General features: G+C 42.0%; 15 protein-coding genes. All 15 read left to right on the top strand.

The features are described 5' to 3' along the window. The 15 genes from FWE23_03555 (at position 1) to FWE23_03625 (ending at position 18,391) form a co-directional block, all read left to right on the top strand. Positions 1–888, top strand: a complete 888-nt coding sequence (locus FWE23_03555) for a hypothetical protein (protein MCL2844513.1) — start codon at positions 1–3, stop codon at positions 886–888. A gap of 131 nt (positions 889–1,019) precedes the next feature. Next, a complete protein-coding gene (locus tag FWE23_03560) occupies positions 1,020–3,611 on the top strand; it encodes an ATP-binding protein (protein ID MCL2844514.1) in 2,592 nt (863 codons plus the stop codon). 32 nt (positions 3,612–3,643) lie between these two features. After that, positions 3,644–4,111: a transcription elongation factor GreA gene (gene greA / locus FWE23_03565; GenBank protein MCL2844515.1), complete on the top strand. Its 468-nt coding sequence runs from the start codon at positions 3,644–3,646 to the stop codon at positions 4,109–4,111. A gap of 30 nt (positions 4,112–4,141) precedes the next feature. After that, positions 4,142–5,275 carry a class I SAM-dependent methyltransferase gene (locus tag FWE23_03570; protein MCL2844516.1) on the top strand — a complete coding sequence of 378 codons (1,134 nt, stop codon included), beginning with the start codon at positions 4,142–4,144 and terminating at the stop codon, positions 5,273–5,275. 84 nt (positions 5,276–5,359) lie between these two features. After that, on the top strand, positions 5,360–7,156 hold the full coding sequence (gene lepA, locus FWE23_03575) for a translation elongation factor 4 (GenBank protein ID MCL2844517.1): 1,797 nt from the start codon (positions 5,360–5,362) through the stop codon (positions 7,154–7,156). Between the two features lie 108 nt (positions 7,157–7,264). After that, the gene (locus tag FWE23_03580) at positions 7,265–7,495 is read left to right on the top strand and encodes a hypothetical protein (GenBank protein MCL2844518.1); all 231 of its coding nucleotides are present in this window, start codon (positions 7,265–7,267) and stop codon (positions 7,493–7,495) included. Positions 7,496–7,551: 56 nt separating this feature from the next. Beyond that, positions 7,552–7,719: a hypothetical protein gene (locus tag FWE23_03585; GenBank protein ID MCL2844519.1), complete on the top strand. Its 168-nt coding sequence runs from the start codon at positions 7,552–7,554 to the stop codon at positions 7,717–7,719. 329 nt (positions 7,720–8,048) lie between these two features. Further along, complete coding sequence (locus FWE23_03590) at positions 8,049–8,750, top strand: hypothetical protein (protein ID MCL2844520.1); 702 nt, start codon at positions 8,049–8,051, stop codon at positions 8,748–8,750. A gap of 163 nt (positions 8,751–8,913) precedes the next feature. Next, positions 8,914–9,816 (top strand): hypothetical protein, encoded by a 903-nt coding sequence (locus FWE23_03595; GenBank protein MCL2844521.1) that lies wholly within the window; start codon positions 8,914–8,916, stop codon positions 9,814–9,816. A 349-nt stretch (positions 9,817–10,165) separates the two neighbouring features. Next, positions 10,166–13,123: a hypothetical protein gene (locus FWE23_03600; protein MCL2844522.1), complete on the top strand. Its 2,958-nt coding sequence runs from the start codon at positions 10,166–10,168 to the stop codon at positions 13,121–13,123. Positions 13,124–13,574: 451 nt separating this feature from the next. Further along, positions 13,575–14,180 (top strand): Abi family protein, encoded by a 606-nt coding sequence (locus FWE23_03605; protein MCL2844523.1) that lies wholly within the window; start codon positions 13,575–13,577, stop codon positions 14,178–14,180. A 335-nt stretch (positions 14,181–14,515) separates the two neighbouring features. Further along, on the top strand, positions 14,516–16,003 hold the full coding sequence (locus FWE23_03610; protein MCL2844524.1) for a putative DNA binding domain-containing protein: 1,488 nt from the start codon (positions 14,516–14,518) through the stop codon (positions 16,001–16,003). 24 nt (positions 16,004–16,027) lie between these two features. Continuing rightward, the gene (locus tag FWE23_03615; GenBank protein MCL2844525.1) at positions 16,028–16,603 is read left to right on the top strand and encodes a hypothetical protein; all 576 of its coding nucleotides are present in this window, start codon (positions 16,028–16,030) and stop codon (positions 16,601–16,603) included. 13 nt (positions 16,604–16,616) lie between these two features. Further along, positions 16,617–17,075, top strand: coding sequence for a GNAT family N-acetyltransferase (locus FWE23_03620; GenBank protein ID MCL2844526.1), 459 nt, complete (start codon positions 16,617–16,619; stop codon positions 17,073–17,075). Between the two features lie 89 nt (positions 17,076–17,164). After that, complete coding sequence (locus FWE23_03625) at positions 17,165–18,391, top strand: pyridoxal phosphate-dependent aminotransferase (protein ID MCL2844527.1); 1,227 nt, start codon at positions 17,165–17,167, stop codon at positions 18,389–18,391. Positions 18,392–18,433: the final 42 nt, after the last annotated feature.

An 18,433-nucleotide genomic window follows, 5' to 3' on the forward strand; every position in this document is an offset into this window, starting at 1 on the left:
ATGTCGGACGAAAAATGGAGCGGGAAAACCGAAGGTTGGGGTTTCGGGATAAACATATTTATTGCGCTGATTAAAATCTTCGGTTTCGCGCCCGCGTACGTACTACTTGTTCCCGTTTGTTTTGTCTATACGATAATAAACGCAAAAGCAAAAAAGGCGATTAGGCAATTTCGCAAGCGCTTGGGCTTAAAAACAAGCTTTTTCGATTATTACGCGCATTTTTTCTCGTTTTCTTTAACTATTATTCACAGAGCGGGCTTGCTGATTGGAAAAAACGATAAAATAAAATATCAGACTCAGAACGAAGACCGAATATCAAACTCGCTTAAAAACGGCAAAGGCGTAATTTTGCTCTCGTCGCACATAGGAAATTTTTGGATTGCCTCCGAAATCTTGGGCGAACGGCTGAACGCGCCGATAAATATCTTGATGGTAGAGCGGGACGGCGAAAAAATGAAGAAAGTTTACGACGGTTTCGACAAAAACCGCAAAGTGAAAATAATAACGCTCGACGAAAACCATATAGAAACCGCGCTGAAAATAAACGCCGCTCTTCAAAACGGCGAGATAGTCGCGGCGTTGGGCGACAGATTTATTGACGAAAACGTCGGCGAAATAGAATTTTTGGGCGAAAAAGCAAAGTTTCCGCGCGGGATATTTGAAATTGCCTGCTTGACGCAAACGCCGATAATTCCCGTTTTTATGACAAGGCAAAAAATAGAAAATTATACATTTCGCGCGGGCGACATTATAGAAATTCCAAACACAGACCGAAAAAAACGCAGGGAGTTTATTGACCGTGCTATGCGTGATTTTGTGGGGCAGATAGGGGAGCAGGCAAGAAAAACTCCGCTTCAATGGTATAATTTTTATTGTTTTTGGGACTAATAAAGACTTAATAAGGTTTTTTTGTGCAATTTTGCATTTTTTATAGTATATTATATTGTTAATATAGTGTGAAAAATAACATTGGCATTTTTGTTGAGCGGTGTTTTTATATTTAATTGAGAGAGGTGAAAATGTCCTTTGCTGATTTACTTAACAGAGCGAAAGTTTCGGCGCGTCCTATAAAAACGCAGTTGCTCTTGGTGTGGATAGCTTTTTTCTTGATGAGCGCAAGCGGTTGTTTGTTTGTTATAACTATCGTCCACAGTAATTTGAACGAGAAAGCGCAAAGCGCGTTGTCGCTTACCGCGGCGAAAATCGAAACCGATTTAATGGAGGTGGAAACCACTCTTCAGAGTATTTCGCAGACTATTCGCAGTATGATAAAACTTGGAGCGGACGCCGATGATATTTTGCAATATATGACCGAAATGACGGAGTTTTTGTCTCTGAATGAAGCGAGAGTATCGGGATTTGAAGGCGTTTACGGGGTTTTTGACGTATTCGCCGGACCGTTTAACGGCGCGTATCTTGACGGAACGGGATGGGTTCCGACCGAGGGCTATAATCCGAGGTTGCGCCCGTGGTACGAGGCGGCGATTATAGCGGGCGGAAATACTGTTGCGACTACCCCTTATCTTGAATATACAACGAAAACGCCCGTTATATCTTACGTTCGCCAAATTTTTGACGATAAAGGCAATTCCTTGGGCGTAGTGGTGGTATCTGCGGAACTTGAAAGAATAGGGGAGTATGTAATAAATTTACGTTTTGCGGACGCCAAAAGCGGGTACGGTGTTTTAACGGATAAAAATAAGAATTTATTGGCTCATCCTAATCCTAATTTTTTGGGGACGGCGGTCGATAGTATTAACTCCGATTTTGCGCTTTTTTGGGGTAATGACGAAATTTTTGAATTCAGAACGCAAAATTACAGGGGAGAGGAAATATTTGTATTTTCCCAGCGTATGAACAACGGTTGGCATTTGGGAATATTTGTGCCTGTCGTCGAATATTTCAACAGTATGATGAGCACGCTGGCGGCTATTATTATTATAAATCTTTTGCTTACCATATTGCTGAGCGTAGCCTTAATGCGCGCTTCGGGCAGATATATCGCCAGAATTAAAGAAGCGGAATATTCCCAAAAAATGGAACAGGTTTTAGGGCATATTCTTAACGGAGTAAGCGCTATGATATACGTTAACGACCTTGATACCGGAGAGTTGATTTTTGTAAACGACATAATGAAAAAGAACTACAATTTAACGGGCGACGTCGTCGGGAAAAAGTGCTACTCGGTGTTTATGAAAGACGTTTATAAAATATGCGATTGGTGTCCTTGCCATAAACTTAAAGAAGACCCGAACACCATTGTAAGATGGGAAGAAAAAAGCGAACTTACGGGTCGCACGTATCAGAATACCGACTGTTTAATAGAGCTGTACAACGGTAAAATGGTGCACCTTCAAACTTCTATAGATATTACGGAGTTGGTTGAGGCAAAAGAGCAGGCGATTATTGCCAACAAAACAAAAAGTAAGTTTTTGGCGATGATGAGCCACGAAATTCGCACGCCTATGAACGCTATTTTGGGTATGGCTGAAATTCATTTGCAGGATAAAAAACTTCCGCCCAAAACGCAGGAAGTGCTCACTCAAATTTACAATTCGGGCGATTTGCTGGTCGCCATAATTAACGATATTTTGGATTTGTCGAGAATTGAAGCGGACAAAATGGAACTGAATTTAAGCAAATACGAGGTTGCAAGTTTAATAAACGACACGGTGCATTTGAATATGATGCAAGGCAGTAAATCCGTGGAATTTGAACTTTACGTGGACGAAAACATTCCCGCGGAATTTTTTGGCGACGAACTGCGTATTAAGCAAATTTTGAACAATCTTTTGTCGAACGCCTATAAATACACCAAAAAAGGAAGCATAAAACTTAAAGTTCACGTTGAAGAATGCAGCGACAAAAAGAAATATATGAAAACGCTTGTTTTCCAAGTAATAGACACAGGACAGGGTATGACCAAAGAGCAGAAAAACAAGGTGTTTTCTACGGAATATTCCCGCTACAATTTAGAGGCGAACCGAAGCATTCAGGGAACGGGTTTGGGTATGAACATTACGTGGCGTCTGGTAAAAATGATGAACGGCGAAATTACGGTGGAAAGCGAGCCGTTTGAGGGAACGACATTTACGGTGCGCCTGCCTCAGGAAACAACAAATTGCTCGGATGTTTTGGGTAAGGATGTTGTGCAGAATTTGCAAACATTCCGTATAAAAGAGCCTTCCCGACTGAAAAATCTGAATATTGTGCGCGAATATATGCCTTACGGAAACGTCTTAATTGTTGATGACGTAGAGTCGAATTTGCTGGTTGCGGAAGGTTTAATGGTGCCATACGGATTAACGATAGACACGGTTATGAGCGGAGAAGGCGCAATATCCAAAATAAAAGCGGGCAAAGAATACGACATTATATTTATGGATCACATGATGCCCGATATGGACGGAATTGAGACGGTAAAAATTATACGGGAATTTGGCTACAAAAAACCGATAGTGGCTCTTACGGCAAACGCCTTGATAGGTCAGGCTGAAGAATTTTTAGCGAACGGTTTTGATGATTTTATCTCCAAGCCGATTGATACTCGTCAATTAAATTCCGTGTTGAACAAGTATGTTCGCGACAAAAGAGACGACAAGCAGAAATAAAAACTTAAACATTTAAAAAGGATACTAAGACTATGACTCGTGTTCCAATGACTAAAAACGGATTTGATAATCTCGTGAAAGAACTTGAAAAATATACAAAAATCGAACTTCCCGCAATAATCGAAAAAGTGGCGGAAGCGCGTTCTCACGGCGACCTCAAAGAAAATGCGGAGTATCATTCCGCGCGCGAAAGACAAGGGCAAATTCAGGACAAAATCCGTTATCTTCAGGACCAGATTTCCAAAGCGAAAATCATTGAAGTTGAAGGAAGCAGCAACGAAATCCGTTTCGGCTCAAAAGTCGTCTGTTGCGAAATCGACGACGAAGACGAAAAGGACGAATACACGCTTGTCGGCGCGGACGAAGCAAATCCGTCGAACGGCTTAATTTCGGTGGTATCTCCCTTAGGGCAGTCGCTTTTAGGCAAAAAAGGCGGCGATATTGTAGAAGTTGTCGCCCCCGCGGGAAAATACAAAATAAAAATCGTTTCGTTTGAGTAAGCTAAGCAATTACGAATTACAAATTACGATATGAATTTGCACGAGGTAAAACACCTTGATTTTAAAGCTTCGGTCAATCTCGGCAGTTTTTACACGCCGCCGGGTTTGGTCGATATTGCGTATAATCTCGTGCAAAAAAATGTCGCAAATTTCTCTGATTACAAGATTTTGGACACAAGTTGCGGCTACGGCGGTTTTTTGCGAGGCGAAAATGCAATAGGCGCCGACATCGACGGCGAAGCGCTGAGTTTTGCGCAAAAACAAAATGAGAAAACTAAGTTTTTAGAGCAAAACGGTCTCAAAAATGTCAGCAGAGAGCGATACGGCTTAAACGAAAACTCGAAATTTGTTATCATAGGCAATCCGCCGTATAACGACAGAACTTCGCAAATAAGAAATACAATAAAATGCGACAAAACCGAAATTGACGACGACCTTAAAACGCGCGACTTGGGCTTGTCGTTTTTGCTTTCGTATAATAAATTGCGAGCGGATTTTATTTGCGTTTTGCATCCGTTATCTTATTTGATTAAAGAAGCAAATTTTAACGCGCTAAAGGCTTTTACGAAAAATTATGTTCTGAAAGACGGCGTAATTGTTTCGAGCGGGGAGTTTCCGCAAACTTCAAAAACGACGCAATTTCCGATAATTATTGCATTTTACGAGAGAAATTCGGTCGGTATGGACTATTCGTATATGCAAAAATATAAATTCAAAACCCAAGACGGCAAAAAATTTGCGATAAACGATTTCGATTTTATAGGAAATTATTTGTCGAAATATCCGAATTCAAGCACGGTCGGCAAAGATAATGCTGTTGCACACTTTTACACAATGCGCGATATAAACGCCTTAAAAAGAACGCGGACTTTTTTGAAAAAAGAAAGCGCAAATTCCTTGCGCGTAGCCAAAGAAAACTTTGCGTATTATTGCTACGTCGATGTTTTTAAGGAGTATATAAAAAACCTGCCGTATTATTTCGGCAACAGCGACGTTTTCATAAATAACGAAGAATTTCTGAAAATAAAAGATTGTTTTGTGGAAAAATCGGTTTCAAAATACGATTTTTTGCCGAAATTGGCGAAAAAGAGCGCCGTAAAAAACGCCGAAATCTTGATAAACAACTATTTTAGGAATTTGTTTGGGGAACATTTTGTTGATTAGTTTTTTTTAAGATTTTTATTTGCGGCATAACGTATTTTCCCTGCAAAAAAGTCCCCCAAAAGGGAAAAAACTTGGAGAACATATATGTTAATTAGAAATTTTTCGATAATCGCTCACATCGACCACGGGAAAAGTACGCTTGCGGACAGGTTTATTCAGCTCACAAACACGATTGCCGAGCGTGATATGCAAAATCAGTTGCTCGACGATATGGACTTGGAAAAAGAGCGCGGAATTACGATTAAAGCGCATCCTATCCAGATGAAATTTCTTGCCAAAGACGGCAAAGAATACACCATAAATCTTATTGACACGCCCGGGCACGTGGACTTTACATACGAAGTTTCGCGCTCGCTCGCCGCTTGCGAAGGCGCGATTTTGGTCGTGGACGCCTCGCAGGGAATTGAGGCGCAGACCCTGTCGAACATTTATTTGGCTATGGAAAACGACCTGACAATTATTCCCGTTATGAACAAAATCGACTTACCCGCGGCAAATCCCGAGGCGGTCGGGCAACAAATTTCGGATTTGCTCGGCGTTGACCCTTCCGAAATCCTGACTTGTTCCGCAAAAAGCGGTATGGGCGTTAAGGAAATACTGGAAAAAGTTATCGAAGAAGTTCCCGTCCCGCGAACTAAAAACGAGCCATACACAAAAGCGCTGGTTTTCGACTCGGTTTTTGACAGTTATAGGGGCGCAATCGCGTACGTTCGCGTTTTTGAGGGAAGCATAAAGTTGGGCGACAAAATTAAATTTATGAAAACCGAACAGATTTACGAAATCACAGAATTAGGTGTTTTCGGGATTAAAAGAGTGCCGACAAAAGAGCTCGAAACAGGGCAGGTCGGCTACATTATCGCCTCGCTGAAAACTCTTGCGGACATTCATATCGGCGACACAATTACGCTTGCGAATAATCCTGCGCCGACGGCAATTCCCGGCTATAAAGTGGTAAAACCGATGGTGTTTTCGGGTTTGTATCCTATTGAAAAGGGCGATTACGACGTTTTGCGCGCCGCTTTGGAAAAACTTGCGCTCAACGATTCTTCGCTGAATTTTATTCCCGAATCGTCGGAAGTTTTGGGCTTTGGTTTCCGCACGGGATTTTTGGGGCTTTTGCATATGGAAATCACGCAGGAGCGGCTTTCGCGAGAGTTTGGCGTGGAAATTATTACGACAATTCCAAACGTTGTGTATAAAATAGCGAAATCAAACGGCGATATTATAGAAATCGAGCGCCCCGGCGACTTGCCTCCCGTCGGCGAAATAGAATACATTGAAGAGCCGATTGCCAAAGTGCAGATAATCACTCCGACGACTTACACAGGCGCAATTATGAAGCTCTGCGACGAAAAACGCGGCATAATGGAAACGATGGAATACCTTGATACGACAAGGGTTACGCTTCATTATAAAATCCCGATGCAAGAGTTGATTGTGGATTTTTTCGACCGTCTCAAAAGTTGCAGTTCGGGCTATGCTTCTATGGATTACGAAGTGTCGGAGTATCAAAAATCGGCTATGGTCAAACTGGATATTTTGATAAACGGCGAATTGGTGGACGCGTTTTCGTGCATAATTCACAAAGACAAAGCCTATCATTACGGCAGTTTTATTACCGATAAACTAAAAGATTTAATTCCGAGACAGCAGTTTGTAATAGCAATTCAGGCGGCAATCGGAAGCAAAATTATCGCTCGAAGCACGGTAAAAGCGTATCGAAAAGACGTAACCGCAAAATGCTACGGCGGCGATATTTCCCGAAAACGCAAACTCCTCGAAAAGCAAAAAGAGGGCAAAAAACGAATGAAGCAAATCGGCAGCGTAGAAATCCCGCAGAAAGCGTTTTTGGCGGTGTTGAAGAGAGATGATAATGGATAAGAGCGAAAATTTGGCGAACTTTCCAAAACAGAAAAAAGCCGAAAGTTTTGGAAGTTTGTCGTCGGTTTGTTTGCGCAAATGTTATTTTCTGTAAAAAAGGAGATTGTAATGCAAACATTAAACGTAAAGATTTCGGACACGGAATATGGTGCATTTGGTTTCAGCAGAACTCAAATGAACTTTACCGACCTTTTAGAGATAGTAGAAGTAAAAATAGCCAAGCGCCTGCTTGACGAAAGTTTATATTATGCCAAAGAATGCGGACTTTCAAATATGACAATGGACGAAATTTCAAACGAAGTCAGGGCAGTAAGAAAAAATGCAAAAAGTTATAATTGATACAAATGTATTTGTGTCCGCCTTAATACAAAATAATTTTCCGAGAAAAATAGTAATTGAATATAATTTCGGACAAAGACGACAACAAAATAGTAGAACTCGCCGATGAAAGCAATGCCGATTTCATTATCACTGGAAATACAAACGACTTTACCTTCCCCAAATACAAAAACACTAAAATATTGACGCCGCGCGATTACTGGCTATTTTTTTATGAACAATAATTGTTTATTGAAATGTAAAAACAACAAATTTCTCCCCCAAACCAAAGATTTTTCCTGCTTCACTGTCAGCATAACGTATTTTCCCGATACCACTATTACTGAATTGTCGGATTTATTTCCGCTTTTCACTGTTCTTTGATTTACGTTTTGTTTGTCGCTAAACCGGCAAAACAGTCCCTCAGGCTGTTCTGTCATCTGTCGGTTTTAGTGTGCTAGAACAAAGGTGGTGAACATATTCAGTAATTGTGGTAAATATTTTTAATATGGGCAGAACAGCCTTATGTTGTTTCTGCTTAAACTTTTCACAATTTTATTAGGAGGGTTGCATTATGGGAATGCAAACAAAACGGTTATTTGGGATTTTGGCAGTAGTGGTTGGTATGGCGTTCTGGGCGGGATGTTCGGATAATGGCAATGGCGATAAAGGCGGCAACGGCGGCGGAGATTTTTCAGGGCTTACAGAATTGAGATTAAGCGGACAGGTATGGGCGACAGATCTTGTGAAATATACAGGAAGCCGCGTTGTTTATGGACGACCCGACGGTATAGGTGGCAGTGGAAATATTAACAACGGACAATTAAATTTCACTATCGGCACGCCTAACACCTCGCAATTAATAAGTATTCTTGAATGGCTTGAAGGGGCAGAAGATGAGTATGACAATATTGTTGTCAGCAACGATGAAGCAATGATGGCGGATTTATGGCTTAGTGTAGGAGGCAACATACATGCAGTGGAATTTTTGAGAGCGCATGATGTAGAAACAGCAAATGGCGGAACTGTTCAGTTTGAGTTATATATATACGTTGACAGAAACGTTAATATAACAGGCAAAGGCAAAACATTTGACGGCTATGATTACGGAATAGCTACTATCACAACCAATGATTTTACCCTCAATCTCAAAAAGGGTTGGAATATTATTAACCAAAAAGAAGAACGCGTCGGCGATATTGCCAGCACCATAACAGTATCCTTAGGAGAAGTTAGCAACGGACGATGGTGGTTATCTTATTTTACTATTGACTAATGATTGACTTGAACAGACAATTTTAACCCAGCAATAGCAGAGACGAGAAAAAATCTCGTCTCTTTTCTTGATACTTCTTTTTTTACCCCCTCAAGTTTTCAACAAATCTGCCGATACTGCACAATAGAGGGAACTGTATCGATACATTAACACGGAGGTTTTTGTGGCGGGGAATGTAAACAACAATTCGGCGGTTAATTCACATTTTGCGGCGTATAATTGGGCGTACGCAAACGGCACAAAAGATTTTGCGACCGAAAAATCATTGCCGCAGTATCAACCGAGCAACGCCGCGACTGCGCAATCGGACGTTATAGAACTCAGCGCGGAGGCGCGAAACGCCGTCGGGAGTATGAGTTCGGATTTAAGAAACGTACTGCTGAACAGCAATCTTAATATGCGCTCCGTTTTGGTGGAACAAGGCAACACAAGTTTTCGTGCGATTATAACGCCTCTTGGTATTTGGAAAGAAAGCGGCGGCAACGGCGACAGCGCATTTAGATCCGCAGAATTGCTCGATACTTCAAAAGGCGTTCCGGGCGTGGCTCAATCCACAATACGGGAATTGGAACATCTGAGCAAAATGCTTTCGCATATACCGCCCGAAATCACAAGAATAGGATTGATTGAGCGCGGCTACACTCCCCAACTTGATTTTGTGCCGAATAATCTTGAAGCGCGCGAACACGTCGGCACTCCCGAATTTCATCTTAATCCCGACAGACCGATTACACTTCAATCGCAGTCTGCAACTTTATTTGACCGCCTGCAACAAATGACAAACGCTTTTGCGGCAGTGCGCGAGGAATTCGGCAATTCCAATCAGCATATTCAGTCTTCGGAAGCGGCTTTCAGGCATTTGCTGAACAATCAAATGCTTGCCGCTCAATTAGCAAGAAAGAATTTGGAAGGCGAAAGCGCCGCAAATATGAGTAGCGCGGATATTCATCAAATGCGCGAAGAAGCCCAACGTCAAATTAACGCGTTCGGCGACACATTTTTAAGCAATTTCAGAGAACACGGCTTAGACGGCGCTTTTGAAATCGCTTGGAAGCAGTTGCAATAGCGGTAAAATTCAAGTTGAGGCAATCTTTTTTCACAAACTCTTCAATCAAAAACACAAAATAAAGAACATCTCCCCCCTTTCCATCACTGCCAAATATTATTTTTCCCTTACTTACTAACGGCAAATTTGGGATTTTGTTCCCGATTTTGTTTGCTCTTTTGTTGTTTTCGGCGCAGTAGAGAGGTAGAACACCTATGAGGTTGTTCTGCCTTACCTCTTATCTGTGTTAATAAAATCAATTAGAGCATTCGCTGTTAGTAAGTAAAACAATGAATTTACTGGCAGGGCAGCCTTTTCGTTGTTTTTGGCTTGAGTTTAATTACTTTTTTAATACAGGGAGGGTTGCCTTATGGGCAAATTTACAAGTCTTAAATTTTTGGCGGCGATATTGGTTATCGTCGGTATGGTTTGGGGGCAGACAACGCGGTTTGGTCCCCGTGGTCCTCGCGGAGGAAACAGTGAGCAGCAAGTTTCAGGAACTTCTGCCGTAAGCGCTTCAATGTTTAGTGTTATAGATGATAACACCGGAACAGATTGGGCGGCTACAGAAATTACAATTACCACCGAAGAGCAGTTGAGAGTGATGGCGTCTTTGGTGAATTCTGACACAAGAAATTTTGAAGGGCAAACGATTATTCTCGACAACAACATCAATCTTAACGGCAGTTCGGCAAATCCGTGGACACCTATCGGAAACTCAAGCCGTCCTTTTAACGGAATATTCGACGGCAACAACAATGTTATCAGCGGTGTTTTTATCCAAGTTTGGAACAGCAATCGAGGGTTTTTCGGTAGTATCGGTCAAAAAGGAGTGGTGAAAAATCTTGGCGTTGATGTGAATATTACAATGCAAAATTGGGGTGATAATATTGGCGGCTTAGCGGGACAAAACAGCGGCACAATTAGAAATAGCCATACATCCGGAACAATAACCACTTGGAGTAATAATGCCGGCGGATTAGTAGGGAATAACAACGGCACAATTGAGAATTCGTATTCTTCTGTAAACGTAAACGGCGGTCAGAGTGTCGGCGGATTGGTCGGACAGAATTTCGGCACTATTAGAAATTCTTACGCTGTCGGAAATGTTTCGGGAAGTTGGGAAATCGGCGGTTTGGCAGGACAAAACAACGGAACTATTATAAACTCATTTGCTTTGGAAGGCGCATCCTCTGCACTTGTCGGACATAACAACGGCACAATTACAGGAAATACCGAACTTAGAACAGCCGCGCAAATGAAAACGCAAACCACCTACACAAATTGGAGTTTTGTTTGTATCTGGCAAATCAGTGCAGGCGAAAATGACGGTTTCCCGCGTTTGCGTCCGTCGGGCGAGCATAACTGGAACGATTGGGGGACTTGGAATATCACAACAGCCGGCACTTGCCACAGCTCCGGAAGCAGAACAAGAACAATGACTTGCAGAACTTGCTCGGAACAAATCGTACAAACAGAAGTAATTCCCGCAGGACACGATTGGAGTGCTTGGGCACAAGTTATCCCTGCAGGTGCAGAAACGAACGGACAAGAAACAAGGCTTTGTCAGAGAATATGCGGCACATCTCCTGAAACTCGCATTATCCCTGCAACAATGTGGAACGCAGATAACATAACGGTAAGCACCGAAACACATTTAAGAAATTTGGCGGCAGTTGTCAATAGCGGAGTAAGAGATTTTGAGGGGCAGACTATTGTCCTTGCAAACGACATAGAACTTGAAGGCGGTCAGTGGATTTCTATCGGGAATTCAAATAGTGCTAGTTCTTTTAGCGGCATATTTGACGGTAACGGCAGAATTGTCAGCGGGCTTGAGATTAGCAATAATGGTGAGCAGCGGGGATTCTTTGGTACTATCGGACAGAAAGCAACTGTAAAAAACCTTGGTGTTGAAGTTAATATTACCGGTTGGGGGTGGTATGTCGGCGGATTGGCAGGAGAAAATTTTGGAACCATTCAAAACAGCTATATTAAAGGAAATGTAAGCGGAAACGAATGGATTGGCGGTTTTGTGAGCGTGAACAACGGAATAATCAGCAATTCTTATTCTCTCGCAACAGTCAGTGCTTCGTGGGGAGGAATTGGCGGATTTGCAGTACAAAATTCCGGCACAATCACCAATTCTTACGCTCTTCAAGGCACGGCGAGCCAATTTGTTGCTTGGTCCGGCTCAAGCACTACAAATTCCGGATTCAGAACAGCAGAGCAACTAAAAACACCGGCGACTTTCAACACTTGGGATACCGAGAACATTTGGGGAATTGCAGCAAACACCAACGACGGCTTCCCGCACTTACGCGTTTGGGGTAATCCGGGCGATTGGGTAGGCGATGTTGCGGCGACTTGTGCAGCAGACGGCAGCAGAAAAAGAGCAAGAACTTGTCAGCGTTGCAACAGTGCCGGCGAAGAAATTGAAGCAATTGCAGCGTTGGGTTGCTCAATGCCTGCCGATTGGACTGTAATTGCAGCAACTTGCGCAACAGAGGGTAGTAGAACAAAAACCTGCACACGAGCTTGCGGGCACTACATAAGAGAAACGATTGCGATTGATCACAACGCGCACGCTTGGGGCGAGTGGACAACTACAACAGCGGCGACTTGCGCAGCAGAGGGCAGCAAAAGACGAGTGTGTTCTCGTAATAATACTCACGTAGAAAGTGCACCGCTGCCGAAATTAGACCACTTGTTTACAAATTGGACAATAACCACACAACCGACTTGCAAAGCCGCCGGCGAATTAACGGGTCGTTGTTCGAGAACGGATTGCGAAGAAACAAGCAGACAAAGCATACCCGCAATTTCGACAAATCACGATTGGGGAAATTGGTCGCTGATAAAACTTCCGACACGCACCGAAGAGGGACAATTAAGAAGAGTTTGTAAATTAGATGCTACTCACGTCGAAACCTTGCCGATAGACAAATTAGAATATTGCGACCGTTGCGACAGACCGATAGAAAACTGCAATTGCCCACCGGTAAATATAACATCCAATCGTCGGTCAAACGAGCGCAATCACGGCATTTTGTTTACAAATCCTGTATCGGAATCCGCAGAATTGCACATCGTTCTTCCCGATAACGAAGATGTTGCAGACGCAAAAATTGTAATTTTCGATGCCGCAGGCAACATCGTCCATAATGTAGAGACGCAATGCCTTGCGTTTCCTAATTGCACGGTAATCTGGAATTTGCAAAACCAATCAGGCAGATTTGTCGCCAACGGCACATATTTGATTGTGGTCGAAGCAACAAGTGCCGGCGGTCGAAGATTTACCTATTCGTCGAGAATTGGCGTAAACAGATAACACAACCTTTCAACAATTAAAAAGAACGCGCTCCGCTTAAATTGGCGGGGCGTTTTCTTTTTTATCGACGACAATAAAGTGAAATTCTTAAAAAGGGTTTAAGCGTGTTTATTCTCAATGTTAAACAAGAAGACGGCGTTTCGGTATTGAGGCAGAGGATTAATGTGAAGCGGTAAATTAACCTAGGGCAAATCTGTGTAATTGCTCGTTTTTTAAGGAAGTGTATGAAAACACACTTCCTTTTTTGTATAAAAATTATGAGGTGAAAGCGGCGGAAAATAAAATGGGGAGGTGCCTAAGACCTCCCCGACCACCACCTGAAAGTATGTCTTTCGACAGGGACAAACAGGCACCTCTCTATAAATATACTATAATTCTCACAACTAATGCAAGGTTTTTACCATTTTTATGCAAAAAAAATATTATTTTCCCCGAAAAAAGGAGAAATTTAATGAATTACAACGACTATGAAAAACACTTTTCAAAACCTCGATTAACCAAATACAAGCAATCTTGCCGCGGAAATGAGCAAAAAGCGCTTGAACTGTATATGTTAAATATCGAAATGTCTAAAAATTTTTACGGCATACTTAATTTGTTTGAAGTTGCTCTAAGAAATGCAATTAACGAACATTACAAAAATCATTTTGAAGATGACGACTGGATTTTAAATCAAGCAAATGGTGATTTTTTTGAAGAGTACTACAAAGATAGTATTGCTAAACAAAAGAAAAAACTTAATAGGACAAATTCTTGTTCGCACGATAAACTTGTTGCGGCATTGACTTTCGGCTTTTGGACAGATATGTTTTTTAAGCCGCATTTTACTAAGGGTAATAAAACTTTGCTCAAAATATTCCCCAATAAAGAAAAAGGCATAAACTGCAAATTTATCTACAAAGAATTAGATGAAATAAGAGATTTCCGCAACCGAATAGCCCATCACGAAGCGATTTGTTTTAACCGAAGCGGCGAAATTTCAGACGGATATATGCTGAAAATTTGGGAAATTATATTAAAATACACACATTTCCTCACAAGAACAACAACACTATAACAGTTTCTTTCGCCTGCAATGAGTGCTATAAACACGTTCTTAAAGGAAAATTTACAGCGCCGTTTATGTCATATTACGAGGGCTGTGCTGGAGGACGTTTAGATAACTTGCAAACAACGTTAGGTGTAAAACTAAGAATTAAATCGGTTGATATTTCCCCCATTAACGAAAATATCGAGAACCCTTGCCTTTTTGCGTTTGATATAGTGGAATGAAAACATTTTCCACAAAAAACGCCTGATTTTAGTAGTTTTTGTAGAGACAAGGCAATACCTTGTCTCTTTTTATTTATGGCAGAATGTATATTTTATCTTGAAAAGGAGAAAGTTCACCCAATGATTAAAGATTTTGACGTTATCCTCAGCGAGGGCGAAAGTTATACTATTGAATTCAAAGAAAGCGCAGATAAATCGCTGTCCGCCGAAGTTTGTGCATTCGCAAATGCTTCGGGCGGGCGAATTTTTATTGGCGTTAATGATAACGGTCAAGTTGTCGGCACAGATGTCAGCAATGTCGCTCGGTCGAGAATTCAGGACACTGTCAACCAAATTGAGCCGCGCCTAAAAGTAAACATTGATATTCACGACAACATAATTGTGATAACTGTTCCTGAAGGTGCGCACAAGCCTTATTCCTGCTCAAAAGGTTTTTATTTGCGCTCAGGTCCGAATTCGCAAAAATTGGAGCGCGACAGCATTATAGAGTTTTTTCAGAATGAGGGGCGAATTCGCTACGATGAAATTATTCGAGAAGACTTGCCGATTTCGGAAAGGTTTAACGAAGCGGCGTATAAGCGGTATATCAAACTTGCCCAAATCAGCGAAGTACTCAACAAAGAAGCTATCCTCAGAAATCTTGATTGCGTAGGCAATGTCGGCGGCAAGTTGTGCTTTACTAACGCGGGCGCGCTATTTTTCAGGATTAACGACGAAGACGTAAAGTTTCGCCACGCGGGAATTGTTTGCGCGCTTTACAAAGGCACAGACAAATCGTATATTTTAGACGCAAAAGAGCTAAACGGCGATATTGTCAGCAATGTTGACGATGCAATAATATTTTTGAAAAAACATCTTCGTATAAGTTATAAAATAGAAACGTTGCAACGCCAAAATATCCTTGAACTGCCCGAAGACGCGCTTCGTGAAGCCGTTGTAAACGCCGTTTGCCACAGAGATTATTTTGAAAAAGGCGCGCGAGTTATGGTCGAAATTTTTGACGACCGAGTGGATATTGTAAGCCCGGGCGGCGTTTGCAAAGGAATTACTCCCGAAAATTTCGGAACTATAAGCATTTCCCGCAATTCGCTTCTTGCAAGTATGCTTTTTCGCATAAATTATATTGAACAAATGGGAACGGGCATTATGCGCATAAAAAATGCCGCGCGAAACGCGGAAGTTGCAGAGCCGATTTTTGAACTTTCAGGCTTTTTCAAGGCAACATTCAGACGATTTCCGAAAGAAGAAATTATCGACCATCAACAGCCTTTATCAACTACAACAGCTAACATAAAACAAGCGATAGAAACACAAAAAACAAGCGACATAAAAACCGCGCATACACCTGAAAACAAACAACTTACCGCTAAAAAACAAGCGATTGAAACAAGCGATAAAAACACAAAAAACAAGCGATTGACAAGCGATAGCAAACGCTTCATTCTTTCGCATATAAAAAGGCATTCGGAAACAAGAATTTCCGATTTTTCCGCCCGCTTAAATCTCAGCCAAGCGCGCATAAGGGTTATACTTCAAGAAATGATAAACGACAAGCTTATTGAAAAAGTCGGCGACAAACGATATACCTATTACGTGCTGAAAAGATAATTTCAAAAAGGAGAAATTTTCAATATGACAACCACAGCGCAACAAAAACAGGGCGGCGGCACGGCGACACTTGCAAAAATTGCCTACCGCAACATCTGGCGCACAGCTTTTTGTTTTGTTGCGGCAATTTTTTTTGTCGGATGTCCCCGACCCGTTAATGAGAATGTTGCTGAAAATCCAAATAATACAGCCGAAAATCTGACAAAATGGGCAAAAATCTATCAAATTACGCTTAACAGTTATTTAGAGCAAGACCCTGCTTTGAACGAAAATGTTGATTTTATTGCCGTTGATTTATCCACATTAGAGTTTGCCGACGATAATGATAAAAAAGCAATTGTTGCGTGGATAGAATTAAAACACGCGCCTGTTAAAAACACTAATTTAGACGGTTTGAGAGCGGAAAATTTGTTTGACGGTATGCGTATTCCCAACGGAGTTTTTTTGACAATAAATAAAATTACCGAAAGGGAAAATGAAATAATTATTGACGGTATGAAATATCGCGGTGCAAGAGCGGCGAATTGGTTTCGGACAAATTGGCGGTTCAATAGCGGCGCTTGGGAGTTTGTTGAAACAACAATGACGATGATTTCGTAAAGAGGAGCAAAAAATGGAAAAATTCACCCAAACCATTCCCGACAAAACAGCCGAGCAAATCGCTCGAATTCAGCGGGAGGTGTTGTTTGAAAAATCGGATGTTAATTCCGTTAAATCGCTTGCAGAAAGCGGGGTTTTGTTTTTTGTTGAATTCGACGAAAAGCAGAATGTTGCCTGTTTTTGTTCGGTTAAACCGATTTTGGACGAATGGGAAATTTACGATTTGGCGACTGTTCCCGAACATAGAAATCGCGGAATGGCGAAGAAAATTATTGGCGAAATTCTTGATTTTGCGCTTAAAAACGGGGCGAAAAAGGTGTTTTTGGAAGTTCGTGAAAGCAATAATGCGGCGATAAATTTATATTCAAATTTAGGTTTTGAGAAATATCTTACGCGTAAAAATTACTACAAAAACACCCAAGACGGTGTGCTTGGCGCAGAAAATGCCGTTTGTATGAGAAAAGTGTTGTGAAAACCGCAGAAAAAACATAAAAACGCCCGCACGACAAGCGCCCAAATATTATTTTTGCCTTTAATAAGTTGAAAAAACAAGGAAAATAGATTATGATAATACCTCGTTCGGACAGAATGGCGGGAGTAAGCTACGCAATACGCGGTCCGGTTTTGGACAGGGCTTACGAATTGGAATCGCAGGGACATAAAGTCCTGAAACTGAATATCGGAAACCCCGGAGTTTTCGGATTTAACGCGGACAAAACGCTACTTAACGCGATGAAAGACAATTTGCTTGGCTTGGAAGGCGGGCAATCGTATTCGCATTCAAAAGGCGTGGAAGAAGTTCGCGCGACAATTGCCGAATATCACATAAAAAGAGGCGCGAAAAACCTTACAAGCAACGACGTTTATATCGGAAACGGCGCGAGCGAGCTTATAACTGCCTGTATGCAGGCGCTCCTAAACAGCGGCGACGAGGTGCTTTTGCCCGCGCCCGATTACCCGCTTTGGACGGCGGCGGTAAATTTACAGCGAGCAAAGGCAGTGCATTACATCTGCAACGAAGAAGACGATTGGAACCCCGACGTTTCGGACATTGAGGCGAGAATAACGTCCAAAACGCGGGCGATTGTAATAATAAATCCGAACAATCCGACGGGTGCAAATTACAGCGAAAAAGTGCTGAGAGAAATTGTCGGAATTGCAAGAAAATACGAATTGCTTATTTTTTCCGACGAAATTTACGACAGAATTTTGTATGACGGCGAAATTCATCACAGCATTGCCGAATTTGCGGGGGATCACCCTTGCTTTATTTTTAACGGGATTTCAAAAACGCATTTGGCTTGCGGATTTCGCGGCGGTTGGCTTGCGGTTTGCGGCGACAAAAGCGAATTGGGCGACTATTTGGACGGGCTTACGACTTTGCTTTCGATGCGGCTTTGTTCTAACGTTCCCGCGCAGTTTGCCTGCAAAGCGGCTTTGGAAGCGGACTATCAAATGGATAATTTTATAGTTCCCGGCGGCAGGCTTTACGAACAAAACACGGTCGCAACAAAACTTTTGAACGAAATAGACGGAATTTCGTGCGTAAAGGCGAAAGGCGCGTTGTATTTGTTCCCGAAAATTGATACAAAAAAATTTAACATAACAAGCGACAAGCAATTTGTTATGGATTTTTTAACGGAAAAAAAGGTACTTTTGGTAAACGGCACAGGTTTCAACTGGATAGCCCCCGACCATTTCAGGTTGGTATTTTTGCCCGAAGTTCCCGTTCTTGAAGACGCTATCGGTAGGCTGAAAGAGTTCCTTTCGACCTACCGACAGAAATGAGGTGAAAGCCTCCACCACCAAGGCGAGAGCATATTTTTCTCG

This window comes from Chitinivibrionia bacterium (genome assembly GCA_009779925.1).
Classification (GTDB): domain Bacteria; phylum Fibrobacterota; class Chitinivibrionia; order Chitinivibrionales; family Chitinivibrionaceae; genus WRFX01.